At 35.3% G+C, this 24439-nt stretch carries 22 protein-coding genes and 1 pseudogene; 10 read left to right on the top strand and 13 right to left on the bottom strand.

Translation table 11 applies throughout. The annotated features are described in order from the left end of the window. Window positions 1–829 precede the first annotated feature (829 nt). The 10 genes and pseudogenes from Q1K37_RS03370 to Q1K37_RS03325 all read right to left on the bottom strand — a co-directional run bounded on the left by Q1K37_RS03370 (window position 830) and on the right by Q1K37_RS03325 (window position 10481). Window positions 830–1030, bottom strand: a complete 201-nt coding sequence (locus Q1K37_RS03370) for a hypothetical protein (RefSeq protein ID WP_300409359.1) — start codon at window positions 1028–1030, stop codon at window positions 830–832. After that, the gene (locus Q1K37_RS03365; protein ID WP_300409357.1) at window positions 1020–1313 is read right to left on the bottom strand and encodes a hypothetical protein; all 294 of its coding nucleotides are present in this window, start codon (window positions 1311–1313) and stop codon (window positions 1020–1022) included. The genes Q1K37_RS03370 and Q1K37_RS03365 overlap by 11 nt, the downstream gene beginning before the upstream one ends. A gap of 153 nt (window positions 1314–1466) precedes the next feature. Further along, window positions 1467–2942: a BCCT family transporter gene (locus tag Q1K37_RS03360; RefSeq protein WP_300409355.1), complete on the bottom strand. Its 1476-nt coding sequence runs from the start codon at window positions 2940–2942 to the stop codon at window positions 1467–1469. 59 nt (window positions 2943–3001) lie between these two features. Next, the gene (locus Q1K37_RS03355) at window positions 3002–4309 is read right to left on the bottom strand and encodes a glycine/betaine/sarcosine/D-proline family reductase selenoprotein B (protein ID WP_300409353.1); all 1308 of its coding nucleotides are present in this window, start codon (window positions 4307–4309) and stop codon (window positions 3002–3004) included. A gap of 8 nt (window positions 4310–4317) precedes the next feature. Then, window positions 4318–5646 (bottom strand): glycine/sarcosine/betaine reductase component B subunit, encoded by a 1329-nt coding sequence (locus Q1K37_RS03350; protein WP_300409351.1) that lies wholly within the window; start codon window positions 5644–5646, stop codon window positions 4318–4320. Window positions 5647–6792: 1146 nt separating this feature from the next. Further along, window positions 6793–7640, bottom strand: a pseudogene (locus Q1K37_RS03345) (nucleotidyl transferase AbiEii/AbiGii toxin family protein). Beyond that, window positions 7641–8225, bottom strand: coding sequence for a type IV toxin-antitoxin system AbiEi family antitoxin domain-containing protein (locus Q1K37_RS03340; protein WP_300409349.1), 585 nt, complete (start codon window positions 8223–8225; stop codon window positions 7641–7643). It lies immediately after the preceding pseudogene. A gap of 455 nt (window positions 8226–8680) precedes the next feature. Continuing rightward, window positions 8681–9358 carry a TetR/AcrR family transcriptional regulator gene (locus tag Q1K37_RS03335; RefSeq protein ID WP_300409347.1) on the bottom strand — a complete coding sequence of 226 codons (678 nt, stop codon included), beginning with the start codon at window positions 9356–9358 and terminating at the stop codon, window positions 8681–8683. Between the two features lie 101 nt (window positions 9359–9459). Beyond that, complete coding sequence (locus tag Q1K37_RS03330) at window positions 9460–9975, bottom strand: GNAT family N-acetyltransferase (protein ID WP_300409346.1); 516 nt, start codon at window positions 9973–9975, stop codon at window positions 9460–9462. 137 nt (window positions 9976–10112) lie between these two features. After that, window positions 10113–10481 carry a hypothetical protein gene (locus tag Q1K37_RS03325; protein ID WP_300409344.1) on the bottom strand — a complete coding sequence of 123 codons (369 nt, stop codon included), beginning with the start codon at window positions 10479–10481 and terminating at the stop codon, window positions 10113–10115. 237 nt (window positions 10482–10718) lie between these two features. Here Q1K37_RS03325 and Q1K37_RS03320 point away from each other — a divergent pair, with 237 nt between their 5' ends. The 5 genes from Q1K37_RS03320 (at window position 10719) to Q1K37_RS03300 (ending at window position 15135) form a co-directional block, all read left to right on the top strand. Continuing rightward, window positions 10719–11195, top strand: a complete 477-nt coding sequence (locus Q1K37_RS03320; RefSeq protein ID WP_300409342.1) for a DUF2975 domain-containing protein — start codon at window positions 10719–10721, stop codon at window positions 11193–11195. Window positions 11196–11227: 32 nt separating this feature from the next. After that, complete coding sequence (locus Q1K37_RS03315; protein WP_366524084.1) at window positions 11228–11407, top strand: helix-turn-helix transcriptional regulator; 180 nt, start codon at window positions 11228–11230, stop codon at window positions 11405–11407. Between the two features lies 1 nt (window position 11408). Further along, window positions 11409–13058: a DUF4153 domain-containing protein gene (locus Q1K37_RS03310; RefSeq protein WP_300409339.1), complete on the top strand. Its 1650-nt coding sequence runs from the start codon at window positions 11409–11411 to the stop codon at window positions 13056–13058. A 63-nt stretch (window positions 13059–13121) separates the two neighbouring features. Next, window positions 13122–14600, top strand: coding sequence for a DUF1846 domain-containing protein (locus Q1K37_RS03305; RefSeq protein ID WP_300409337.1), 1479 nt, complete (start codon window positions 13122–13124; stop codon window positions 14598–14600). 52 nt (window positions 14601–14652) lie between these two features. Then, window positions 14653–15135 carry an LURP-one-related family protein gene (locus tag Q1K37_RS03300; protein ID WP_300409335.1) on the top strand — a complete coding sequence of 161 codons (483 nt, stop codon included), beginning with the start codon at window positions 14653–14655 and terminating at the stop codon, window positions 15133–15135. A gap of 69 nt (window positions 15136–15204) precedes the next feature. Here the strand turns inward: Q1K37_RS03300 and Q1K37_RS03295 are convergent, their stop codons facing one another. The 3 genes from Q1K37_RS03295 to glpK all read right to left on the bottom strand — a co-directional run bounded on the left by Q1K37_RS03295 (window position 15205) and on the right by glpK (window position 17624). Then, window positions 15205–15390, bottom strand: coding sequence for a hypothetical protein (locus Q1K37_RS03295; protein ID WP_300409333.1), 186 nt, complete (start codon window positions 15388–15390; stop codon window positions 15205–15207). Between the two features lie 139 nt (window positions 15391–15529). Next, entirely contained in the window at window positions 15530–16072 is a 543-nt protein-coding gene (locus Q1K37_RS03290) for a hypothetical protein (RefSeq protein ID WP_300409331.1), read from the bottom strand. 58 nt (window positions 16073–16130) lie between these two features. After that, window positions 16131–17624 (bottom strand): glycerol kinase GlpK, encoded by a 1494-nt coding sequence (glpK, locus tag Q1K37_RS03285; RefSeq protein WP_300409329.1) that lies wholly within the window; start codon window positions 17622–17624, stop codon window positions 16131–16133. A 187-nt stretch (window positions 17625–17811) separates the two neighbouring features. On the opposite strand from glpK, the gene Q1K37_RS03280 reads away from it, so the two are divergent. The 5 genes from Q1K37_RS03280 to fdhF all read left to right on the top strand — a co-directional run bounded on the left by Q1K37_RS03280 (window position 17812) and on the right by fdhF (window position 24365). After that, complete coding sequence (locus tag Q1K37_RS03280) at window positions 17812–18318, top strand: NAD(P)H-dependent oxidoreductase subunit E (RefSeq protein ID WP_300409327.1); 507 nt, start codon at window positions 17812–17814, stop codon at window positions 18316–18318. 86 nt (window positions 18319–18404) lie between these two features. Continuing rightward, window positions 18405–20189, top strand: a complete 1785-nt coding sequence (gene nuoF, locus Q1K37_RS03275) for an NADH-quinone oxidoreductase subunit NuoF (protein ID WP_366524082.1) — start codon at window positions 18405–18407, stop codon at window positions 20187–20189. Window positions 20190–20197: 8 nt separating this feature from the next. Next, window positions 20198–21166 carry a 2Fe-2S iron-sulfur cluster-binding protein gene (locus Q1K37_RS03270; RefSeq protein WP_300409324.1) on the top strand — a complete coding sequence of 323 codons (969 nt, stop codon included), beginning with the start codon at window positions 20198–20200 and terminating at the stop codon, window positions 21164–21166. Beyond that, window positions 21159–21614, top strand: a complete 456-nt coding sequence (locus tag Q1K37_RS03265; RefSeq protein ID WP_300409322.1) for a ferritin family protein — start codon at window positions 21159–21161, stop codon at window positions 21612–21614. Before Q1K37_RS03270 ends, Q1K37_RS03265 begins: the two co-directional genes overlap by 8 nt. 9 nt (window positions 21615–21623) lie before the next feature. Further along, the gene (gene fdhF / locus Q1K37_RS03260) at window positions 21624–24365 is read left to right on the top strand and encodes a formate dehydrogenase subunit alpha (protein ID WP_300409320.1); all 2742 of its coding nucleotides are present in this window, start codon (window positions 21624–21626) and stop codon (window positions 24363–24365) included. Window positions 24366–24439 lie beyond the last annotated feature (74 nt).

Here is a 24439-nt window from a genome sequence, read left to right as displayed (position 1 = left end):
AGCTATTGCAAGGCTTACAGGAGATTTGCTCTTTTTTTACTGTCAAATTCAGGATTATATCATAATTTTTTAATAGTGCAAGCGTTTTTTATTGTTAAAAACAAAATAATGGAATTAAGAGCTAGTAGTTTAAAATTGAATACAAAAAAACCTCTGTCCATATTGAAATGTCCTGTTTTTCACGAAAGTTTGACAGTTGAATACATACCAAAACCTTTGAACGTTTTGAAAAACGCGTTTTTATGTCAATTTTATAATTTTGTATTTCATAACATCTGGCAATGTGCTATGAAATCAATATAAAGGAGCGATATTATCATGAGACTTCAAACTTCTAAATCTTAAAATGCTATTTCTTTTTATATTGTTGAATCTATTTACGTTAAGGAAAAAAGAATTAACAAAATTGTTGAAACAATTGGAACTTTAGAACGAATCAAAGAAATAATTGGAAATAGAAATCCTTATGAGCGGGGACGACAAAGGGCTATGGAGCTCACTAAGGTAAAAAATGGAGGAAAAGAGATTTATATATCCCTACTTACACAAAAACTGAATTGACTGATAAATTACATGAAATTTCTTGTTTTAATACGGATATGGAAGTTATTGCTGCTCAAAAGTTAAGAAAAAATTTTAAAAATACGAAAATCAAAAACGTTGTGCAAAATTAATTTAAAGAGCAATCCTCTGTAAGCAAGCTATTGCAAGGCTTACAGGAGTCTTGCTCTTTTTTTGCTGTCAAACTTAGAAGTTTCCTCGTCTTTTATTTTTAGGACTTTTGCAACAGGCCCTTATTTTTATAAGTCAACCTGTCTTTGTAGAAAACTTAGATTAAAAATGCAAACTCGCTAAATATCCCATCTAAAAATGCTGCTATAGCAAAAATTAATATATATAAACCGATTTTATTGTATTCTTTTTCTTTAAGTTTTGTTCCCACCTTTTTTGCATTTACAAAGGACACAGCAAAAAATATAGAACTTAGAACTAAACAAAATCCAGATATTACGGTAGGTCTAATATGCATAATCCACCTCTTTGTCTATCTTCTCATAATGTACAATACTAGTTACGGGTTTAAACTTATCATAATTTTCTCTTCGTAATTTCCCTCGATAACTGTCTATTCCAGTCCCCAAAATAACGATGAAAATCATTAAAAGGAGATTATAAGCTAGCCTTTTAATTTTTCTATTATGAATTTGTAAACTTATTTCCCGTAGTCCGTCTATTAAAGCAAATAACAAAATAAAACCTGCCGTTCTACAAATTGAGAGAAGACCCATGGTTATTAAATATTTTGTCATCATAAACACTTCCTTTTTTATCTTTTACAAATTTTCTAGCTTATATATCATTGTAACAAATCAAAAAAAATCAATTCTGTATTTCTTTTATAAATCTTTTAGGACCTCTGGAGACGATAAAAACAGGACTTTTTACAGTCCTGTTTTTATCAAATTCTATAATCCCTTCTCTTGTCTTAGCACTTTTATAAAGGATACCATGACCAGTATCATTATTATGGCAAATGGAAAAGCTACTGTAATTGAAGCTGTTTGTAACATCTGTAATCCACCTGCCAGTAATAGCGCATAGGCTAGGGCAGATTGTATTATTCCCCAAATTATTTTTGTTTTGTTTGAAGGGTTTAAGTCTCCATTTTCACTTAGCATTCCAAGTACAAAGGTTGCAGAATTGGCACTGGTTATAAAGAAGGTGTATAACAATACTATTGATATAATTGACATCAACATTCCTAAAGGGAGTTGTTTAAAGATTACAAAAAGTGCAGTCTCCGTAGATTCTACCGCCTTTGCTGCAATCTTAGGTCCTTGGGAAATTGCGGTAGTACCAAATATGGAAAACCATACAAAGGAACCAAGGGCAGGTATTGTAGTAACTCCTGCAACAAATTCCCTTATGGTTCTTCCCTTTGAAATCCTAGCAATAAAAATTCCTACAAATGGTGCCCAAGCTATCCACCATGCCCAGTAAAATATCCTCCAACCGTTTAGCCAAGAGTTGTCTTGGAAAGGGTTAAGCCTTAAGCTTTCCCTTACGACTCCTGATATATAACTTCCCATAGTGTTGATTAGAGAGTTTAGAATTTGAATTTTTGGTCCAATGATGAATAGTAAAAGCATTATTCCACCGGCAACTAGGATATTCAAATTAGAAACTTTAGAAATTCCCTTTTCAATACCTGCAACAGCTGTCCAAACAAAAATAACTGTAAGGATGACTATGGTCACAAGGGCAAAGATTTCATTGTTGGGAACTCCAAAGAGAAAATTAATTCCTGAATTTATTTGTAAAACTCCAAGTCCCAGTGAAGTTGCAACGCCTGCTACAGTAGCAAAAATTGCAAGGATGTCTACGACTTTCCCAATAGGACCCTTAGCCTTTTCTTCCCCTACTAAGGGAATAAGCAAAGATGAAATCAATCCAGGTTTATCTTTTCTAAACTGCATGTAGGCTAAAGGTAGCGCTATAATCGTATAACTTGCCCAAGGGTGAATTCCCCAATGCATAAAGGAGGAGAAAAGTGCAAAGTTTGCTGCTTCTGGACTACCTGGAACAATGCCCATATCCGGTTTCATAAAATGTGATATCGGTTCTGAAACGCCATAGAATACAAGTCCTATTCCCATTCCTGCCGAAAATAGCATTGCAAACCATGTTAAATTTGAGTATTCAGGCTTATCCGTGTCCTTTCCCAAAACTATCTTGCCATATTTACTAAAGGCCAAGGTAAACACAAATATTACAAAGGCAAACATAGCAAGTAAGTAAAACCAACCAAATTTTGTGGTTAAGAAGTTTAATACTGCAGAACCAACTTCTCCAAAGCCCTTGGGGAATACGATTCCAAAGAATGCTATAAGGGCTACTATTACCAAGGATATATAAAATACCATATTTTTATTCTTTTTCATTTTTATCCCACTTTCCTTGTTTAAATATGAGGCTAAGGTGCTTTAAAGCACCTATACCCCTATACTGAAAATACTGTTTGTTCATTTACATCTTCAGTTAAAGCATCTAAAGCGCGTTTAACCAATCTGTAACGTAATTTATATTGATCCTCTTTTGAAGTAGAAGGATCTCCAAAAGGATATGGTATTGAAATTGTTGGAACGATTTTATTAGCTCCAACAGTCTTTGCAACTGGAACCAAGTTGCACAACATCACCACAGGAAAACCAGCTTTTTCAAATTCTTTTACCATTGTTGCACCGCAACGTGTACAGGTTCCTCAGGTTGATACCATTAGAATTGCATCTACTTTGTCTTCCTGTAGTAGAGGTATCATCTCTTTTGCCATTCTACTAGCTTCTCCCTCAGTTGTTCCCGTACCTACTGTAGAGTAGAAATATGGATGTAAAGAACCATAAACTCCTTGCTTAAGCATATCTTTCATAACGTCAACAGGCATAATTACATCAGGATCTGCATCTGCTGCAGCTGGGTCAAATCCTGCGTGAGTTGTTTTAAACACGCCAGCTTTTAAATCATCAATTTCAGAAATATCATATCGTCCCCATCTTGTGGCAGATGCGGATTGAATCCTGTCGGGATTGTCTACTGGAATTATACCTCCTGTTGTAGTAAGGGCAATCCTCGCTTTAGTAAGATCCTTAATAGGCTTTGCAATTGGAACTCTCTCCTTCATCTCGATAGGAAGTTCTGTTTGGAAAGGCTTTCCATTTAGTTTACTTACTAACATTTCAACTCCCCTAACCGCAGCAGTAACAGGTTCTTCAAGCCAAATTTGATGTCTTACCCTATGTCTGAAGAATCCCTCTTCTTCATATCCGCCAAGCTTTTCTCCTCTAAGCAGTTTATTTGCATAATCAGTCATTGCCTTTACATCCTGTTTCATCTTACCAGCGGAGTTTCCCCCTGGAAATATTACTAGATGATTTCTAAACATTTCGACTCCAGGATTTTCTTCATGCATAGATGTTATAGTAGGTTTATGAAGTTGTTCTTCAACAGCCTTACAAACTCCTCCACAAGCAAATCCATATCTTCCAGCTTGAAATGCTGGTCCAGCTATAAGCAAATCAAAGTCTAGATTTTTTATTAAATCTATTATCTCGTTAAAGGCTTTTTCCTTATTTTCAGCTACATAGTTGTCCCCACAAATAATTGTATAAGAAACTTCTGCATCTTCTAAATTTTTATTTATGGCTAATCCTGGGCCTACTGCCCCTTCCACCAACTGAGGAGCTACTGATGCCGTATCTTCGCCACCAAGTCCACCAAAAAATTGATTGATATAGTGAATTACCTTTTTCATTTCCTCACCTAAAATCCTTTCATGGTCTTAGTTGACCAACCTGCAATTTGATCACCACAGAACATTGCATTGTTTTCCATAATTACTGAACCATCTTCTCTAACAGAAGGTCCAAGCTTTTCATCATCTGCCCAACCTCCAGAAAGACCATCTCTTCCCAGTGCTTCAAGCTCACCATATACCTCATCTGCAGGTTCTAACTCAATAAGTTCAGACACATTACCTGTTGATACAAGGGCATCTGCCTTTTCATCAAGTACCACAAGAGGCTGAGAAGCTCCATCCCTACCTGTTGCTTCATTGGATATGCCCACTGTTTTAACTCCAACATCTTCAAGACCAGCAATTACCCTTACATAGTCAGTGTCTGGGTTTCCATAACCTTCTTCTGTTACAATTGCCCCTTCAACACCTAAAGCTTGAGCTAGATTTGCAACAAAAATTGCAGATCTTTCCTTTTGCTCCAAGGAGACATTTAGATTTGACATGATTACCCCTAAGAAATTTATCGTTTTCCCGTGCTCTTTATAAAGTTCTTTTATAATTGGGAAATTTTGCATATCATAGGTCGCCCATTTAGATGAAGAAGGCATAAAGGATCCAGATATTATGGCTCCATCCAACACTTCATTTGGATTCATAAAAGTTGGAACAAAATGATTTAAATCCCATCCATATAGTAGATCATTGTATCCCATGGCTTCCATTTGGGATTGAGGCTGCATTACCAGGGCTACCCTTGGCAACTTATTGGTCTTTTCGTCCCTTTCAAAAACACCTTCAAAACAGTAGGTTTCAACATCCTCTGGTTTTTGCTCCAATACTGTTTTTCCAAGATATTCAGCAAATCTATGGGTCGCCCATCTAATTGCCCTATTCTTTTTTTGCTGTTCAAACCTTTCAAAGTCTTCATTGGTATCAGCTATGATACAGATATTAATCAACTCACCGAAAAGAGTATACTTTTGACCTTTGCCAAACATGTCCACAAGACCATCACCAAAGCTTCCCATATGCATGCCTACGCCTAGGACAGAGACACCCTTTAACGCATGCAATGTTCCTTCACCTGCATTCTTTACTTCACCAGTGACACCAGGGAAAACAGAGCGCCCATCTAGTCTTACCCTTGGTTCGCATGCCTCTTTAATTGGCACAATCCTAATTCTCTCTCCAGGTCGTGCAATCTTTAACTCAACTTCAGTTATGTTTTCATCTTCTCTAATAAAATTTTCCGCTTCCTCTTTATTAATTGAGAGGATACCGTTTTCAAATTTTGTAATATCTCCGAATACAACATCCTTAACATGGAAGTTGCCTATTTCAAGCTTTTTCACTAGAAACCTCCTATTTCGATTTACCACTCCGCCATCAGCGATTATTATATAATCATGATTATATTCTTACTATACCACCATTCTAATCAAAATGCAATACCGATTATATAATAATCATGATTATTGTTTAGCTAGATAAATTGCTAAAGGAGAAAATAAGTTAAAGATTACAAAAAGTCTTTGACAGTTGCAATTAGTAATATTTTTATTAAACGTTAGAAACAAGCCATTTAATTCGTTAAATTACTAGTTTAAAATTGCGTATTGTCCTGCGGAAATATTACTTTTATTATTTATATATTTATCCCCCTATCTGTATTGAATTCTAATTTTTTCATCACAATAAAAAAGCTCTAAAAAAACTTAGCATATGGAATAAATAGATTGAAATTCAAATCGAAGTAAACCGCAAGAAAATCACACTGTTTGAGCCTTGGCGAGTTTGTGATTTTCAGGTTTACAAGATTATGAATTTCACTATTTATGGAGTCAGGTAAGTTTTTTGAGCTTTATTCTGTTTTTCGAATGACCTGTAATAATCTCTATTTTCTATAAATTCTTATGTATTTTAGAAATTTCAATAAAGTTTACTGTAAAAGTCTTTGACAGTTGGCATGTTCCTAACCTCTATTAAATGTTGTAATCAAGCCTTTTTATCCATTAGATTTCCTATTCGAATTTGCGTATTGTTCTGCGGAAATATTACTTTTATGATTTATATATTTATTCCCCCTATCTGTATTGAATTCTAATTTCTCATCACAATAAAAAAGCTCTAAAAAAACTTAGCATATGGTATCAGCTAAGTTTTTTGAGCTTTGTTCTGTTTTTAGACTAAACTGTAATAATCTCTTTTTTTACAATTCGTGTTTATACCATAAATTTCAATAAAATTTCCTACAATAGTCTTTGACAGTTGGTATGGTCTTAACCTTTAATAAATGTTGGAAACAAGCCTTTTTATCCATTAGATTTTCCGTTTATTTTTGCGTACTATTCCGCTTAAATATCACTTGATTTTATATATATATTTCTTGTTCTTACCTTTTCCCAATTGTTCTTATTAGTTTAATTCTAAAATATTCTAAATTAATATTTCTCCTATGTAATAGAATTCATATACATATGCACTAATTGGGGGAATTTTCATATTTCCTCGATTGTTATTTGTTCAGAAATTACTTCAATAACTTTTACAACGTCAAAATAATCAAGGTTTTCGATATAAGAATTGTCTTGTAGATAAACTTTCCATAATTCTTGCAAATAAGAGTCTTCTCTAATATCTTTTATGATTTCTTTAGCTTCATTCAATAAAGATATACTTTTTCTTTTTTCTCCAGTTGAGATAACTGCCTGTTTCAAAATAGAAAAATCAATCTCATCTTTTCTAAAACAATATAGGCTATATAAGTCATAGAAATCTCTCATTCTTGTTGTAGCTATATTCCTTCTTATAATGGTCTCGTATTTTCAGAAAGTATAGTTTCGATTGGGTATGCCATTACTTTAATCCCTTTTTCATTAAACATACAAGGGTAGATATATTCTATTTCCTTTGGCGTAATTATATCTCCAGTTGTAATGTCTATTTTCATTACATTTCTTATCTTTCCAAAGATAGCAATTAAATGTACCCTAAAATTTTCATACTCATCATTTTCTCTAATATGAGTTATATCGGTAATTTCATATATTATTCCATCATCTACTTTTATTTCTCCAATCTCAGAAATAATTTTACTAATAATTTCTTCTCTTAAAGGAATCCCTTTCACAGTGGTATCCATATCCATTGTAGTCCTATTATCTATCCCTATTATTGAAGATATTAAGAGTCCTCCTTTAATAATAAAATTATTTTTGTATTTTGAGAGAGATAGCCTCTCTAAAAATCGTTCAAAGAAAAACATCTGTAAAACTTCTTGTGAACTAAGATTATTGTTTTTAGATATATTTCTTATCTTTCCTTTTAAACTTTCTGGGCCTATCATTTACAATACCTCTATATATTTTCTGATTTCATTTTCAATTCCTAGTTTTCTACTATATTTAATAAGATTTCTCAAGTTTTTCTCTTTATTATTAAAGTATCTGGTAATAGCATCCGTAAAGACTTGTTTATCTATGGTATCTCTTTCCAAAACAATATCACAGATACTTCTTTCCATATCATAGCATTGTACTTCATTTCCTATAGGAGTTATTACTAGAGTAACACCTATATCAAAATTTTCAATTTTTATATAGTGCACCCTGATCTTTTTCTTAAGCTTTTTTAGATGACTTACATTATACCCTTGAGGAACACTGATATGAAAAACATTTGGACTTCTATCGCTAAGCCCTAACAGAAATAAAGCTGTATGAAAGGAAAAGATAACTTTCTCATTATTAAGTGATATTAATGCAAAATCATCATTTATATCACCTTTTTTCTTATATACTCCATTTTTTACCCTTTCGAGTTTTCCTTTCTTAGTAAGCTGAGCAAGCTTACTCCTATTAATACCAATTTTTTCTGCTTGTTTATTTGTAATCAAACTTTGATTTTTGAAATATTCATTTAAGCATTCCATTACTGTCACCTCTAACATTTACTCTTTTATTATAAGATATTAACGAGTATTTGTAAACATCTAGAAAAAAGAAGAAAAAAATCAAGATGTTTTACAGTCAAAAAATAATATGTCTTTAGCTTTAAATGCAGGTCTATTTCCTTTCAAAAATATTTTAATTCCTTTAGTTTTACTGTTTAATCTCTTTGAGAAAACTACTGTAAATTTCTTTGACAGTTGTCATATTCTTAACCTCTAACAAATGTTGTATCAAGCCATTTATCATATTAAATTTCCTATTCGAATTTGCGTATTGTTCTGCAGAAATATTACTTTTATGATTTATATATTTATTCCCCCTATCTGTATTGAATTCTAATTTCTCATCACAATAAAAAAGCTCTAAAAAACTTAGCATATGGTATCAGCTAAGTTTTTTGAGCTTCGTTTTACTTTTTTTCATAAAATATTTATTTTTAATTTTCTAACATTTCATCTGGTATTAACATATCCAGGTAGGTTTTAAATTCTTTTATATATTTATCCTTTAATGATGGATTTTGTTCCACTTCATCTAGTAGACTTTTAAATAGACGTATCACCATTGAATCTATTATTTCTCCTTCTTCTTGAGATATAAATTCTTTTTTTATTATCTCCTCCATAAGTACCATAGACCTTGATGAAATGTCTCCTTTTCTTAACATATCTTCAATAACATCTTTTGAAATATTGATTTCTCCTGGAATAGACTCAGGAAAGAGTTCATAGTACTGTTGTAGTACAGGTTCAATATCGTCATAAATTTGCTTAAAGAAAATAATTTTAAAATACGTTGGATATTTGAAGGCTTGTGCTGCAAAGACCTCCCAAACATATTTATACTTACTAATGGGATCTTTAAACTCCTCATGTGTGTAGGATAGGGCTTCTAGATACTTTTGCATGTAGGACATAACACTAAAGAATTTTAATTCGTCTAGGTTTTTAAAGTAATTGTAGATAGTTGCACTATTGTACCCTGCTCTGTCAGCAACTTTTCTAATTGTAACGCTATCAATTCCCTCTTGGTCAATGATATCTGTAGTTGCGTCTATAAAAATCTGATACATCCGTCTCTTTTGTATCATACGATTGCTAAGTTTTCTATTCAATCCATCACGTCCTTATCTTTCTCATTATATCATTAATTTAATAAATGAAAAACTTAAGGATTATTTTATTTTTATGCTTTATCTTGTGAAATAAGATATTGTTATAGATATAGTGCCATTAAAATGGCGTCCTCATAGCTGCCATCCCCGTCTTTAAAATAGTCCCTATACCCTCCTATGGTTTCAAAACCAAATCTTTCGTAAAGACCAATGGCGGCATAGTTGTCTGCCCTAACGTCTAAGTCGACTATTTCAATGTAGGGGTTTCCTACGCAGTAGTCTAAAAGTGCCGTTATCATCTGACGGCCAATGCCCATGTTCCAATAGTCTTTTAGGACAAATACTCCTAAAGTCACCCTATGACCTGCCTTTGATTCAAGAGAATTACCTTGCAGTGTTCCAAGGGATACAATCTTTTCATCTACTATACCTACCAACATCAGTCCTGTTTTTGATTTTCTATATCCATCAATTAAAAATTTTTCTTCAGTTACAGTATAGTTTTTAAGATTTTCAGTTGTTACTATAAGGTTGTTACTTTCTTCAGCCGCTTGTCTTATACATTTTAAGACTTCTTCTGCTTGAGATACCCTTGCCTTTTCTATTATCAGTTCCATATCATCACCTATGTAAAAGAATACCATAATTTTGGGCTTTAATCTAAGACAATTTTTGAAATAAAAAAACTGTAAAGGTCCGTTTCCCTAAACAGTTATGTCACATCATTTCAATTAACAAAAAGATTCCACTATTTTTAAATTGGGAATCCTTCTGCCTGAAATCTTATTTTGTATAAAAAGGAAAGTAGATTATTTCCTTTGTTGAACTGATGTTGGGCATTTTTCAAATCCTTTAAATCTAGTCTTTCGTCTAGTAATGCCATTGCTATTTTTACAGGGCTATTGGAGTAAAGCGCATCAGTTACATCTAGATTTTCTATTTCTTTTAAATCCTCCAACAAATCCTCTCTCTTATAATCCTTTTTTACCTTCCTACACTCCTGTAATAGTTCGTGAAAATAGAGCTCTTCGCCATCAACGGTAATAAATACTTCCTTTTTATCCCTTGGGCCATAGTAGACTCTACCTCTAAGACTATTACATAAAAAGTCCGTGTTTTCCATTATTTAACTCCTTAATAAAATATTTCTAAAATTAAGTCCAACATTATCAAGTAGACCATAATTTTAGATGTTAGAATGAATGTTTTCATTTAGTCTTCCTCCTTGTATTAATTATGGTATAGGAATGTAAAGGTTTGCTAAAATCCTTGTTAATTTTGGGATTTATCCTATTGCAATAACTGTTTATTGACTTTCGATAAATTATTGTTATAATTTAATAAAAGGGAGTGGTGCGAAATGGAAAAAACTTATTCCAGAATTCTACAGTTAATATCAATTTTACTTATGATGGGGATTTTATTTCTTTTATTTAAATATTTGCCCTATCAAGGACAGATGATTTTACAAATTCATCCAGATTATAGGGAATTTTATTTGCCGTGGCTAGTTATTTTTTATCTAGAGGCTGCCCCTATATTCTACTGTGGATTCAAATGCCTAGGTTTGTATGAAAATATTTATAACCAGAAAATCTTTACACTAGAAAGTCTAAACACCATGAAGAAGATTAGATATGCAGTGGGATTTGCCATAGCTTTAGTTGTTTTTTTAAACTTTCTTGCATTTATCTTTCTAGTTCAGAATAGGTATTTAATTCTTTTACACCTAATCTATGTGTTGGTTTTGGCAATAGTCTACATCCTATTGTCTCTAGTTGAATATCTGTTAAATAAAGCTGTCAACCTTCAACAGGACAGCGACTTAACTATATAGGTGATTTTATGATACGAGTTAATATTGATGTGATGTTGGCAAAGAGAAAGATGTCTGTAACAGAGCTTTCCAATCGTGTTGGTATAACCATGGCCAATATTTCAATTTTGAAAAATAATCGGGCAAAGGCAATCCGTTTTGAGACTTTGAATAAGATCTGTGAGGTTTTACAATGTCAACCTGGGGATATTTTAGAGTATGTGGAGGAATAATATGAAAAATTTTATAAATCGGAATCTAAAAAACTTCAAATCAACCTTTATTAGATTTCCCATAACTTGTGTATTGGGTTTAATCCTTGGGTTACTACTATGTTTTATTGTGGATGATGTACCATATCAACAGGTGATTGCTCCCTATGCTGTAACTCTATTTGTTTCAATCTTTATATTTATTTTTATAGAGCTTTTAAATGAAACTTTACAGGTACAGTTTTCCTCAAAGTTATATCGAATATTTACCTATGGGTTAGGACTTCTTTTTGCTTTTGTAATCTATTCAATCATGGGAAGATATTGGAATGACATAAGCCCTAGAATAGTCATCTACTTTTTTGGCTTTGTCCTATTCTTTATCTCCCTTTCCCTTTACATTGAAAAGATTGGAAACCCTGAAGGTCACGAGTTTTATGTCTATAGGATTTTACGGGGACTATTTGTAAGTAGTTTTCTATCTTTTATAACTTTTTTGGGGCTTTCCCTTGTACTATTTTCCATAACAAGCCTCTTTGGGTTTGTGTTTATGGGAAACTATATATTGAAGGCCTTTGTTCTAACTATGGGAACTTTGAATTTGTGGTTATTTTTAAATAATTTCCCAAGGGCTTTTGTATATGAGGAGTGGTTGGAGCCTACTATTGCAAAGAAGATTTTAAAAAATATACTTATACCAATAGAGATAGTTATGAGTCTAATCCTATATGCCTACTTTATACAGATACTCATAAAGGCAGTTTTGCCTTTACGCATCATCTCCTATTTGGCAATTGTATATGGGATTTTGGCAAGTGTCATCATCTTCTTTAGCTATAGGGAAAAAGTGGCATCAAATTTATTGATCAGCTATTATTTTCCGATTTCTTCTTTACCCCTACTAGGACTTATGTTCTATACCATGGCCAATAGAATTATAGAGTATGGTCTTACGGAAAACAGATACTATGTAATACTCATAGGTCTCTTTCTTACCTTTTTCATGCTATACAATATCCTAGGTAGAAAGAAGCACAATATTTTTACTTTAAAAATTTTGTCCCTACTCATCTTGATTTCAACTTTAGGGCCTCTTAGTAGCTACAACCTTTCCCTCTATAGTCAAAAAAATAGGCTTTCTTCTATTTTGACTAAAAACAATGTGAATATGTCTACAGGAAAGCTTAACCTTTCAAAGATAAAGGGGAAAGATCGTAGAAATATCAGTTCCATAGTCTCCTATTTTTCACAGAGAAGTGAAATGAAAAGGCTTAAAGACTTAGGAGATTTTGATCTGGCTACACTAGAAAATAGTTCTGCAGATGAAAATATAAGTGGATATCCTGGAGTAAGTTTTTCTGCAAGTTTTGATAGTATGGACATCTCAAATTTTAATAATCTAACCTTTATAAATCAGTCAAATAGCGACAAATTTTCCATAATCCTAAACGATGAAAAGGTGATTTTTAAGCTTGATTCGAAAGAAGTAAAGTACAGTCTAGATGAATTGAGAGAGTTTGTAGAAAAGTCCAATTTTAAAAGTCCTCTAGTCTTAGACTATGATATGGATGGAGATAAAACTAGGGTTATCTTAAAGGATTTGGAAATCCAACATAATTTTGAAGAGGATAGATATGATATTATATTTTTTGAGGGTTATCTGCTACAATAGCGACTTTTAGAGTTTTGTAGTAGACTATAACTATGTACTTTTAGATTTCTTAAGGGGGAAATGATGGACATAGGTTTTGATAAGGAAAAATATATAAAGCTTCAATCAAAGAATATAAGAAAACGAATTGAACAATTTGACAATAAGTTATATCTGGAATTTGGCGGTAAGCTCTTTGACGACTTCCACGCTTCTAGAGTTTTGCCAGGGTTTGAGCCGGATATTAAATTGAGATTGTTAAAGGAACTATCTAATGAAATTGAAATTATTATTACAATAAATGCAAAGGACATTGAAAAGAACAAAATCCGAGGAGACCTGGGAATCACTTATGATGTAGAACTTCTAAGGCTTATTGACGCCTTTAGGGGGTATGGTCTCTTTGTCGGTTCGGTGGTTATAACCCAGTATACTGGCCAACACGGTGCGGATTTGTTCAAGGAAAGGCTTACAAATTTGGGAATTGACGTCTACACCCACTATATTATAGATGACTATCCTGCAGATATTTCTAATATTGTAAGTGAAAAGGGCTTTGGGAAAAATGAATATATTAAAACCAGCAAGCCCCTTGTGGTACTTACTGCTCCAGGACCGGGAAGCGGAAAGATGGCCACTTGTCTCTCTCAGCTTTATCATGACCAAAAACGTGGGATCAGATCGGGCTATGCAAAGTTTGAAACTTTCCCAATTTGGAATCTATCTTTGAAACATCCTGTAAATCTTGCCTACGAAGCTGCCACTGCAGACTTAAATGATATCAATATGATTGACCCTTATCATTTGGAACACTATGGGGAAACTGTGGTTTCCTATAACCGAGATGTGGAGATTTTCCCTGTGGTTAAAGCGATGTTTGAAATGATATATGGCAGTTCTCCCTACAACTCCCCTACGGATATGGGTGTTAATATGGCAGGTTTTTGTATAGCTGATGACGAAGTTTGTAGAAATGCATCTAAACAGGAGATTATAAAAAGGTACTATGATGCCTTAAACGAATATTCCAAGGGTCGAATTAGCCATTCTGTCGTTTATAGAATAGAACTTCTTATGAAACAGCTACAATTAAAGCCAGAGGATCGCCCTGTAGTAAATCCAGCCATTAAAAGGGCAGAGGAAACAGGTTTTGCTGCAGCTGCCATGGAACTTTCCGACGGACATATCATCACTGGAAAGACTTCGGACCTTCTAGGACCTTCTGCAGCGCTAATCTTAAACGCCCTAAAATACTTGGCAAAGATAGAAGACCCTGTCCATTTAATTGCACCTTCTGCCATAGAGCCTATTCAAAAGTTAAAGACAAAGTATTTGGGAAGCAAAAACCCAAGGCTTCATATTGACGAGACCCTTACAGCCTTGTCCATTTCTGCAGCAAATGATGAAAGGGCGCAACTTGCCCTTGACCAAATCCCTAAACTAAAGGGGGCTCAAGTCCACTGCTCTGCAATGCTTGGTTCTGTAGATAAAAAGCTTTTTAAAAAATTAGGTGTAGAAGCCACCTGTGAAGCCGTCTTTGAAGATAAGCCTATCTATATTTAAATTTGGTGAATATTTTTCCCATTTTCAGGGTATATTTAAGTAGGAGGCTATCATGAAAAAACTATATATTGAACAGGAGTTTTTTAAGATTGAGGACCACTACCCAATCGTAGATGAAAATGGCGAAACGGTTTATTTTGTAGATGAAGATTTTAAATTCTTTGAGAAACATCTAGAGATTACCAATGTTAAAACCAATGAAAAGATATTGATAGATAAGCAATTCCCTACTTTGCTACCTAAATTTGACATAACTTTTCCCAACGGAAAAGTGTTGACGTTGAAAAGCGAGTTCTCCATCTTTTCAAAATATATTACAGTTCTTCCTGAAAAGGAGTATATCACCATAGAAGGCAATTTCTTTGACTATGAATTTAGAGTCTTAAAGGGTGAAGAGTTGATAGGATATATTGAAAAGGAAGTTTTCAGACTGAGGGACTGTTTTATCATAAATGTCATAAATGAAGAATATGAGGAACTCTTTATTGCCATAATGATTGCAATTGACAATATTCAAGATTCCCAGGCAAATTAGTAAAAAATTTGCTCCCTTCTTACGTCCAATGTAAGAGGGAGCTTTTGTTTTACTCCTATCGTTAAATTATTATCCAATGAAAAAACCGATATAGTAGGTTAGACCAAGTAACCCTACTCCCATTAAAATAAAGTTAAGTAGGAATAAAACCTTTTGTTCAAATGTTTCTGCCGCTTTGTTTTGAAATAGATTTTTAGCACTTAGCCCCAGACAAAGAACTGAAAACAAGATGCCTATTACAATTAAAATCCCCATTTTTTCCTCCTAGAAAACTTTGTTACAAATATTTTACTATATTCTATTTTTTTTTTCAAAATATTGTTATTCTAGGCTCGAGTAAATAAAAAAACTCCCAGATAGGATTTTAACTCTCATCTCCTACCTGGAAGTTTATTTAAGCTTCTAAAAGTTCTATCAATTTTTCTTCGATATATTCATCCATTGGCTTTTCTGCAATGGTAATCTTCTCAGGATCGAATATGTCCACCATTATCTTAAAGAAGTTGATTATTAGACGGTTTTCGTCTAAATAGTATTCATCCAGGTGGCCTGGTACAAATACTATTTCAATGGTTTCGTATCTGTCCTTATTTGGATGGTTGTTTACAACTTCTAAAAACTTGTCTGAATGCAGTTGTTTCACAGGAGTTACCATAAGATCTGTAAAGCCTAAGTCCTCCATCATCCACATATTGTTGTTCCAAAACTTTCTTTCTGGTTTTGTAGTGTCACTTAGAAGTTCTCTATTGGAAATAGAAGAAAGAACTCTTCTAGCTTCTTCTTCAGAAAACTCATCGTTATAGACATATTTCATGTCATCCATATCAGCTACGGATCTGATGTAGTCTTCTCCTACTTTTTCCCCTTCACTACTTGCTTGCCAAAAATATAATAGGGACTCTATTATATCTAAATTTGTCTTGATATTATTTGCCATTTCTCTCTCCTTATTAAATCAAAATGTTACTCCATCATCTATTATACTACTAATTTTCCTATTTTTTAGCCCAACTTAAAGAATAGGTTACGGCCTTTCTCCACCTTTCGATTTTTTCCTTCCTAATACACTCCTCCATTGTAGGATAAAATACGGTTTCTTCCAAGTCCGCCTTCTTTATTTCATTTAAATCCCTGTAGTAACCACAGCCAAGTGCTGAAATCAAAGTTGCCCCTAAAGCGGTGGTTTCAGTGATTTGAGGTCTTATTACATCAACTCCTAGAATATCCGATTGAAATTGCATTAGAAAATTGTTGTTGCTTGCTCCCCCATCTACTTTTAGTAAGTGCAATTTGTCCTTTAAATCTTTTTCCATTACCTCTATGACATCTGAAGAAAGATAGGCTATGGATTCCAAAGTAGCCCTTATAATATGGTATTTATTTACACCTCTTGTTATCCCAACTATTGCCCCCCTTGCATATTGGTCCCAGTAAGGTGCACCTAGTCCAGTAAATGCAGGAACTACATAGCAGTCATTTGTATCTTCTACTTTACTTGCCATATATTCCGAATCTTCAGAAGAGTCAAGTATCCTAAGTTCATCCCTTAGCCACTGGACCGCAGACCCTGCCACGAATATGGAACCTTCCAAGGCGTAGTCCACCTGGTCTTTTAGTCCCCAGGCAATGGTTGTAACTAGACCGTGGTTTGAATATACGGGAACTTTTCCTGTGTTCATAAGTAAAAAAGCTCCTGTGCCGTAGGTGTTTTTACAATCCCCTTTTTGAAAGCATAGTTGCCCAAAAAGTGAAGCTTGTTGGTCCCCTAAAACTCCAGTAATGGGTATTTCTCCTCCAAGGTAAGACTTGTCACTATATCCAAAATCTCCAGCAGAAGATTTTACTTGGGGAAGGATTTCTCTTGGAATGTCCAATAGCTTTAATATGTCTTCGTCCCATTTAAGTTCCTTTATATTGTATAGCATGGTCCTTGATGCATTTGACTTTTCTGTGGCGTGAACTCTACCTCCTGTAAGTTTCCAAATCAAGTAAGAGTCCACAGTTCCAAATAAAATTTCTCCTCTTTTAGCCCTCTCTCTAGCTCCACTGACATTGTCTAGTATCCACTTTATCTTAGTTGCCGAAAAGTAGGCGTCGGGAACAAGCCCTGTCTTTTCCTTAATCATGTCGCCGTAGCCCTTGTTTTTTAGCTCATCACAGTAGTCTGCAGTCCTTCGACACTGCCAAACTATTGCATTATAAACTGGTTCTCCAGTCTTTTTATCCCATAGGATTGTGGTTTCTCGTTGATTTGCAACGCCTATGGAGATTATGTCCTTCCATGTAATTCCCACCTTGGACATTGCCTCTACACAACATCCGACTTGGGTAGACCATATGTCTACAGGGTCCTGTTCTACATATCCAGGTTTTGGAAAAATCTGTCTAATCTCCCTTTGTGCTATGGACTTTATCTGTCCATCTTCTGTAAATAAGATGCATCTACTGCTGGTGGTTCCTGCATCTATTGCCATAAAGTACTTTGCCATAATTCACCTCTTAATCCATTATACAAGAAATACTTAAATAATAAATATCGTTAAAACTTTATCACTTTAAAGGTGGTTGATAAGTTTGGTAATTTGTGGAATAATATAAGTAGTGAGTAGAGTGTCTAAACAAAGGTTTAAGGACCTTTCGCTTGAAAACATTTTCATCAATTTAGGAGGGGTGTATATGAGTTTCGCATTTGATTTTGAAGCAAATGCTGAAAAACTGGTAGAGTTTGAAAACTTTATCGATATAGAGAAAAGGAAGAAGGGCTCTCTTATGTCCATTCTACATAAGGGCCAACACTTGTTTGGTTATTTACCAATAGAGATTCAACAGATTATTTCTAAAAAAACCAATATCCCTATTGCTGAGATATATGGTGTGGTTACTTTCTATTCTCAATTTTCTTTAATTCCAAAGGGAAAACACGAAATTGGTGTTTGCCTAGGTACTGCCTGCTATGTTAGAGGGGCTCAAAAGATTTTAGATGAGGTTACTGAAAATCTTGGTATTGAGGTTGGAGGAACGACTCCAGACTTAAACTTTTCTATCCAGGCTACTAGATGTATCGGAGCTTGTGGTTTAGCACCGGTTATGACGATTTCTGGTGATGTTTACGGAAAGTTAAAGAGTTCTGACATAAAGGGAATTTTAGATAGTTATAGAGAAAGGGAAGAGGTGAATAATTAATGGATTTAAAAGAACTTATAAGTATTAAGGATAGAACTCTTCCTCAAATGGCTTTAAGATCTAATCTTTTTGAAGAGGTTGACAGCATCTATGAAAAGCAAGTCCTAATCTGTGGTGACACTGGATGTAGATCTTCTCATTCCGATATTATTGAAGAAGAGATTAGACAGACTATTAAGGAAGCGGGTAAGGAAAAGTCCATTGACGTTGTTAGGGTAGGATGTTTTGGACTTTGTGAGGCAGGTCCTATTGCAATTGTGTATCCTGGTGGTAAGTTCTATGCTTATTTAAAGGAAGGCGACGGCATTAGAATTGCTAAAGAGGATTTGATTGGAAATGACACCATTGAAGAGTTGCTATATCAAGAAACTTTGACCGATGATGTTTTAAAGTCTATTTATGAAACTACTTTTTATAAAAAGCAAAAGAAAATCGCCCATAAGAACTGTGGTTTAGTAAATCCTAATTCTATTGAGGAATACATAGCTCTAGACGGTTACAGAGGCTTAGAAAAGGCTTTGACAAAGATGAATCCTCAAGAGGTTATTGACGTTATAAAGGAAAGTGGTCTTCGTGGTCGTGGTGGTGGAGGTTTCCCTACTGGTATGAAGTGGCAATTTACTAAAGATGCTACTGGAAGTCCTAAATATGTTATTTGTAATGCAGACGAAGGAGACCCTGGTGCATTTATGGATAGGTCCATTCTTGAAGGTGACCCATATGCGGTTATTGAGGCCATGACTATAGCTGCTTATGCAATTGGTGCAAGTCAAGGTTATATCTATATTAGAGCGGAATATCCTTCTGCTGTTGCTCTACTTGAAAGAAGTATTGCTAAGGCTAAGGAGTTAAATCTTCTTGGTAACAATATAATGGGTAGTGGTTTCTCCTTTGACTTGGAACTTAGACTTGGTGCGGGAGCTTTTGTATGTGGTGAGGAGATGGCCCTTATTGAATCTATAGAAGGTAAGAGGGGTATTCCTAGAAATAAACCTCCTTTCCCAGCAAATGAAGGTCTATGGGGTAAGCCTACTTTAATCAACAATGTTGAAACCTACGCTAATGTGGCACAGATTATATTTAGAGGTGCTAGTTGGTTTAACAGTATTGGTACTGAAAAATCTAAGGGTACTAAGGTGTTCACCCTTGGTGGAAATATTAAGAGAACTGGTATTATAGAGGTTCCTATGGGAACTACTCTTAGGGAGATAATCTACGATATCGGTGGTGGAATTATAGATGACAAGGAGTTTAAGGCGGTTCAAACCGGAGGTCCTTCTGGAGGTTGTATCACCAAGGACTATCTTGATACTCCTATTGACTATGACAACTTAACTGCTTTGGGATCCATGATGGGTTCTGGTGGAATGATTGTTATGGACGAGGACACTTGTATGGTGGACATTGCAAGGTTCTTCCTTGAATTTACCGTAGATGAATCCTGTGGTAAATGTACTCCTTGTAGAGAGGGAACTAAGAGAATGTTGGAAATCTTAGAGAGGATTACTGAAGGTAATGGAACCATGGAGGATATTGACACTCTTGAAGAGTTAGGAAACACCATTAAGATCTCTTCTCTATGCGGTCTTGGTCAATCTGCTCCAAACCCTGTTTTATCTACTTTAAGGTATTTTAGAGATGAGTATGAGGCCCATGTTAAGGAAAAGAGATGTCCTGCTCATCACTGTAAAAACCTATTATCCTACTTTATTTCCGACACTTGCATCGGTTGTACTAGATGTAAGAGGGAATGCCCTGTTAATTGTATTGAAGGAGAAGTTAAAAAACTTCATGTTATCAATCAAGATGCTTGTATTAAATGTGGTAACTGTATGGAAGTTTGTCCAACCAATTCAGTTGTGTTCAAGTAGGTGATAGAATGAAATTTATTAGTTTAACTATTGACGGTAAAAAGGTAAGGGTACCTGAGGGAATGAATTTAGTTGAGGCTGCAAAAAGGGCAGGTATTGAAATTCCTACTCTATGCTATAGTAAGGAACTTCCTGTAGTGTCCTCCTGCCGTATGTGTGTAGTTGAAATTGACGGATTTAATAAGCCTGTTACAGCTTGTTCTACCACTGCAACTGAGGGTATGGCGGTTCATACTGAAAGTCCTTTGGTTGTTAGTATTAGAAAGACATTGCTTAGATTATATTTAGACAATCACCCTTCTGATTGTTTGACTTGTTCAAGTAATGGTAAGTGTAAGCTTCAGGACTATGCCTATAGATATGATGTAAAGTTTAGAGAACATGATGGTGCAAGAAGGGGTTCTGAAGAGGCTGGGTTTACTGACAGCTCCAGTCCTTACATCCTTAGGGATGAATCAAAGTGTATTCTTTGCGGTAAGTGTGTTAGAACCTGTGCTGTAGTTCCTGACAGAAATATCTTACAGTTTGGTAATCGAGGTTTTGAAACTAAGATAATTGCAGATTATGATACTGCAATGGAAAAATCCGGTTGTGTATCTTGTAATAGATGTGTTGTAGAATGTCCTGTTGGAGCCCTTGTAGATAGAAGATCCTATAGGGAGGGAAGGACTTGGGAAAGAACTGTTAAAGAGGTTAAGTGTAAGTCCTGTGACTATGGTTGCAATATGAACCTTATTATGAACAGAGGTAAGGTTGTGGCCGTTGAGGCAGGTAGCCCACAAAATGGCAGACCTTTGTGTTTAAGGGGAAGACTTTTAACAGAGCTTGAATATGTGGATGTTCCACATAAGCCATATAAGAAGTTCTACAATGATGATGAAGGTAATGAATTTGTTGAGGTTAAGTGGTCACAAGCTTTAAACCTAGACAATGTCTATGAAAAAATGGAAAGACTTGACGAGGGTGAAAATGAATAAAGAAGATTTTAAAAAAGTAATAGATTTTGCTATTGAAGAAGAGGAAGCTTCCTACACTTTCTATCTGGAAGCAGCAAATAAACTTGAAGATAAGACCCTTAAGAAGACTTTTACAGATCTTGCTAATGAGGAATTGGACCATAAGAAATTCTTAATCAGCTATAGAGAGGCTGAGGGAAAGAACATGAGCATCAATCAACCTGTAGACTATGAGATTGCAGAGACCTTAGATGCGCCTAAACTCAGTACGGATATGAGTTTTCCCGACGCCATCGCCTTGGCAATAAAAAGGGAAGAAGATGCCATGTTGATGTATCAGTCCCTAGCGGATGCTTCTGCTGAGGCTGATAAAAAAGAGGTTTTTACAAATCTTAAAAATATGGAAAAGCTTCATAAGACAAGACTTGAAGAAATGTATCTTAATGTAGGATATAGAGAGATTTGGTAAGGTGAGATTATGATAAAACTCAATATAGATGGAGTGGACATAGAGGTCGAAGAAGGCACTTTGCTCTTAGATGCCTGTAGGCAAGCCGGCGCAAGGATTCCTACTCTATGCCACGACGACAACCTATCCCACTTCGGTGGTTGTAGGATGTGTGTTGTGGAGGTTGAAGGGTTTAGAAACCTTGTAGCAACTTGCTGTACTAAAGCTACGGATGGTATGGTAGTTAGAACAAATACGGAAACTGTTCAAAAGACCAGAAGAACTGTTTTGGATTTACTTCTTTCAAACCATCCCGTTGAAGACTGTTTGACCTGTGGTAAAACAGGTGAATGTGAGCTTCAAGACCTAGCCTATGAATATAATGTAAGACCTAGTTTCCACGGTGAAAAGAAAAATTATGAAGTAGAGGCTCGAAACCCTGTACTACTCAGGGACCAATCAAAGTGTATTCTTTGTGGTAAATGTGTTAGGGTTTGTAAAGAGGTACAAGTTACCACTGCAATCGACTTTGTTTCAAGGGGCTTTGAATCCAAGATTGCAGCAGGTTTTGACCTACCTCTTTCAGACGAAAACTGTAGACTTTGTGGACAATGTATTTCCGTATGTCCTACTGGTGCCATCTTAAACAAACACTTTATTGGTACTAGACCTTGGGAGATTGATAAAAAGGTAAGAACAACTTGTCCTTTCTGTGGAACCGGTTGTACCTTTGATTTAAATGTTAAAGATGGAAAGGTAATCGGAGTTACCCCTACTGAAGATGCCGTTGTAAATGGAACTTCTCTATGTGTTAAGGGTAGAAGTCATATCGACTTGATAAATAGTCCTGATAGACTGAAGACTCCACTAAAGAAGGTAGATGGAGAATTTGTACCTATCTCTTGGAATGAAGCTCTAAAGACAGTAGCAGAAAACTTTACAAGAATTAAAGAAGAGTATGGTTCTGACGCCTTGGCTGGTTTGAGTTCTGCAAGAACTACCAACGAAGACAACTATACCTTCCAGAAGTTTATGAGGGTTGCCCTTGGAACCAACAACGTAGATCACTGCGCAAGGACCTGACATGCTCCTACAGTTGCAGGTCTTGCAACAACACTTGGAAGTGGAGCTATGACAAACTCCATTGGCGAAATTGAAGATGCGGATGTGCTTTTCATAATAGGTTCTAACGCTACAGAGGCTCACCCAATCATAGGTAATAAGATGAAAAGGGCTGTTAAATACAACGGTACTAAGCTTATAGTTATAGACCCAAGAAGAACAGAACTTGCAGCCATGGCTGACGTTTGGCTACCTTTAAACTCTGGCTCCGATGTGGCTTTAATCAACGGTCTTATGAAGATAATCATAGACGAAGACCTAATTGACCACGAGTACATTGAAGAGAGAGTGGAAGGTTTTGATGAACTTAAAAAAGTAGTTTCCAAATATGACAGGGAAATGGTAGAAAAGATTACTGGAATAGACTATGATAAACTTGTTGAAGTTGCCCATATCTATACTTCTTCTAAGAAGGCAGGAATCTTCTACACATTGGGTATTACAGAGCATACTACGGGAACAGAAAATGTTATGACCCTTTCAAACCTTGCCCTGATTACAGGACATGTAGGTTTTGAATCTGCAGGGGTTAACCCTATAAGGGGTCAAAATAATGTACAAGGGGCCTGTGATATGGCGGCTCTTCCAAACAACTTCCCTGGATATGCCAATTCCTATGATGAAAAGACAATTCAAAAGTACGAAAAGATTTGGAATGCAAAATTAAGTAGAAACAAGGGCTATAGAATTCCTGAAATGTTTGCAAATGCCCACGAAGGCAATCTAAAGGCTATGTATATCATGGGAGAAGATCCCGTTCTTACAGATCCTAATGCAAACCATGTTAAAGAATCCTTAGAAAACCTTGATTTTCTAGTAGTTCAAGATATATTTATGACACCAACTGCTAAGTTTGCAGATATAATTCTTCCTGCAACCTGCTATGCAGAAAAGGACGGTACCTTTACTAACACCGAAAGAAGAGTTCAAAGGGTTAGAAAGGCTGTAGAAGCTCCAGGACAAGCTAGACTTGACTGGAAGATCATCTCCGATATTGCAAAGGAAATGGGAGTTAATGGCTTTGACTTTAAAAACTCAGAAGAAGTATTTGAGGATATAAGAAAGTCCGCCGCTTCCTACGCAGGTATGACCTACGAGAGAATGGATGAGAAGGGACTTCAATGGCCATGTCCTACTGAAAAACATCCAGGTACTAAATACTTACACAAGGGAATCTTTGCTAGGGGTATGGGACGCCTAGTGCCAGCTGAATACAAGGCACCTGGTGAATTGACCTGTGAAGAATATCCAATAGTTCTTTCTACAGGTAGAATGTTATATCATTATAATGTTATGACCAGAAAGTCCGATACTTTAAATGATATTAGACCTTGCGAACTTGCGGAGATAAACCCTATAACCGCCATGGAGTATGGCCTTGAAGAGCACGATGTAATCGAAGTGACTTCAAGAAGAGGTAAAATTTGGACGAGGGTAACCATTACAGACAGAGTTAAACCTAATATGCTTTGGATGACCTTCCACTATTGGGAGTCTCCAGTCAATGAAGTTACCAACGACGCCTACGACCCTATGACCATGACGGCAGAATATAAGGTGGCAGCGGTAAATATTAAGAAATCCGACCATGAACCGGATAACCTAAGATTGCCAGACTACCTAGATGACAAAGCAGTTATAACAAAGTAAACAAAATGGGCTGGGAAACCGGCCCTTTTTTGTGTACGGATTTCAATTTGGTGAGGATAGGTTTGGGATGGATT

The sequence above is a fragment of the Lagierella sp. genome (assembly GCF_029983815.1).
Taxonomy (GTDB): Bacteria; Bacillota; Clostridia; order Tissierellales; family Peptoniphilaceae; genus Mediannikoviicoccus.
The sequence above is the reverse complement of the archived record's forward strand: the minus strand, read 5'-3'. Positions and strand labels throughout refer to the sequence as shown.

Bases quoted from the DNA above. Each gene is read 5' to 3' on its own strand.
- Q1K37_RS03280 (WP_300409327.1), top strand. From the start codon at position 17,812: ATGAGTTTCGCATTTGATTTTGAAGCAAATGCTGAAAAACTGGTAGAG.
- Q1K37_RS03290 (WP_300409331.1), bottom strand. From the start codon at position 16,072: ATGGCAAATAATATCAAGACAAATTTAGATATAATAGAGTCCCTATTA.
- Q1K37_RS03360 (WP_300409355.1), bottom strand. From the start codon at position 2,942: ATGAAAAAGAATAAAAATATGGTATTTTATATATCCTTGGTAATAGTA.
- Q1K37_RS03320 (WP_300409342.1), top strand. From the start codon at position 10,719: ATGGAAAAAACTTATTCCAGAATTCTACAGTTAATATCAATTTTACTT.
- Q1K37_RS03315 (WP_366524084.1), top strand. From the start codon at position 11,228: ATGTTGGCAAAGAGAAAGATGTCTGTAACAGAGCTTTCCAATCGTGTT.
- Q1K37_RS03370 (WP_300409359.1), bottom strand. From the start codon at position 1,030: ATGCATATTAGACCTACCGTAATATCTGGATTTTGTTTAGTTCTAAGT.
- Q1K37_RS03270 (WP_300409324.1), top strand. From the start codon at position 20,198: ATGAAATTTATTAGTTTAACTATTGACGGTAAAAAGGTAAGGGTACCT.
- Q1K37_RS03325 (WP_300409344.1), bottom strand. From the start codon at position 10,481: ATGGAAAACACGGACTTTTTATGTAATAGTCTTAGAGGTAGAGTCTAC.
- Q1K37_RS03365 (WP_300409357.1), bottom strand. From the start codon at position 1,313: ATGATGACAAAATATTTAATAACCATGGGTCTTCTCTCAATTTGTAGA.
- Q1K37_RS03265 (WP_300409322.1), top strand. From the start codon at position 21,159: ATGAATAAAGAAGATTTTAAAAAAGTAATAGATTTTGCTATTGAAGAA.
- Q1K37_RS03305 (WP_300409337.1), top strand. From the start codon at position 13,122: ATGGACATAGGTTTTGATAAGGAAAAATATATAAAGCTTCAATCAAAG.
- Q1K37_RS03310 (WP_300409339.1), top strand. From the start codon at position 11,409: ATGAAAAATTTTATAAATCGGAATCTAAAAAACTTCAAATCAACCTTT.
- Q1K37_RS03330 (WP_300409346.1), bottom strand. From the start codon at position 9,975: ATGGAACTGATAATAGAAAAGGCAAGGGTATCTCAAGCAGAAGAAGTC.
- Q1K37_RS03340 (WP_300409349.1), bottom strand. From the start codon at position 8,225: ATGGAATGCTTAAATGAATATTTCAAAAATCAAAGTTTGATTACAAAT.
- Q1K37_RS03295 (WP_300409333.1), bottom strand. From the start codon at position 15,390: ATGGGGATTTTAATTGTAATAGGCATCTTGTTTTCAGTTCTTTGTCTG.
- glpK (WP_300409329.1), bottom strand. From the start codon at position 17,624: ATGGCAAAGTACTTTATGGCAATAGATGCAGGAACCACCAGCAGTAGA.
- Q1K37_RS03300 (WP_300409335.1), top strand. From the start codon at position 14,653: ATGAAAAAACTATATATTGAACAGGAGTTTTTTAAGATTGAGGACCAC.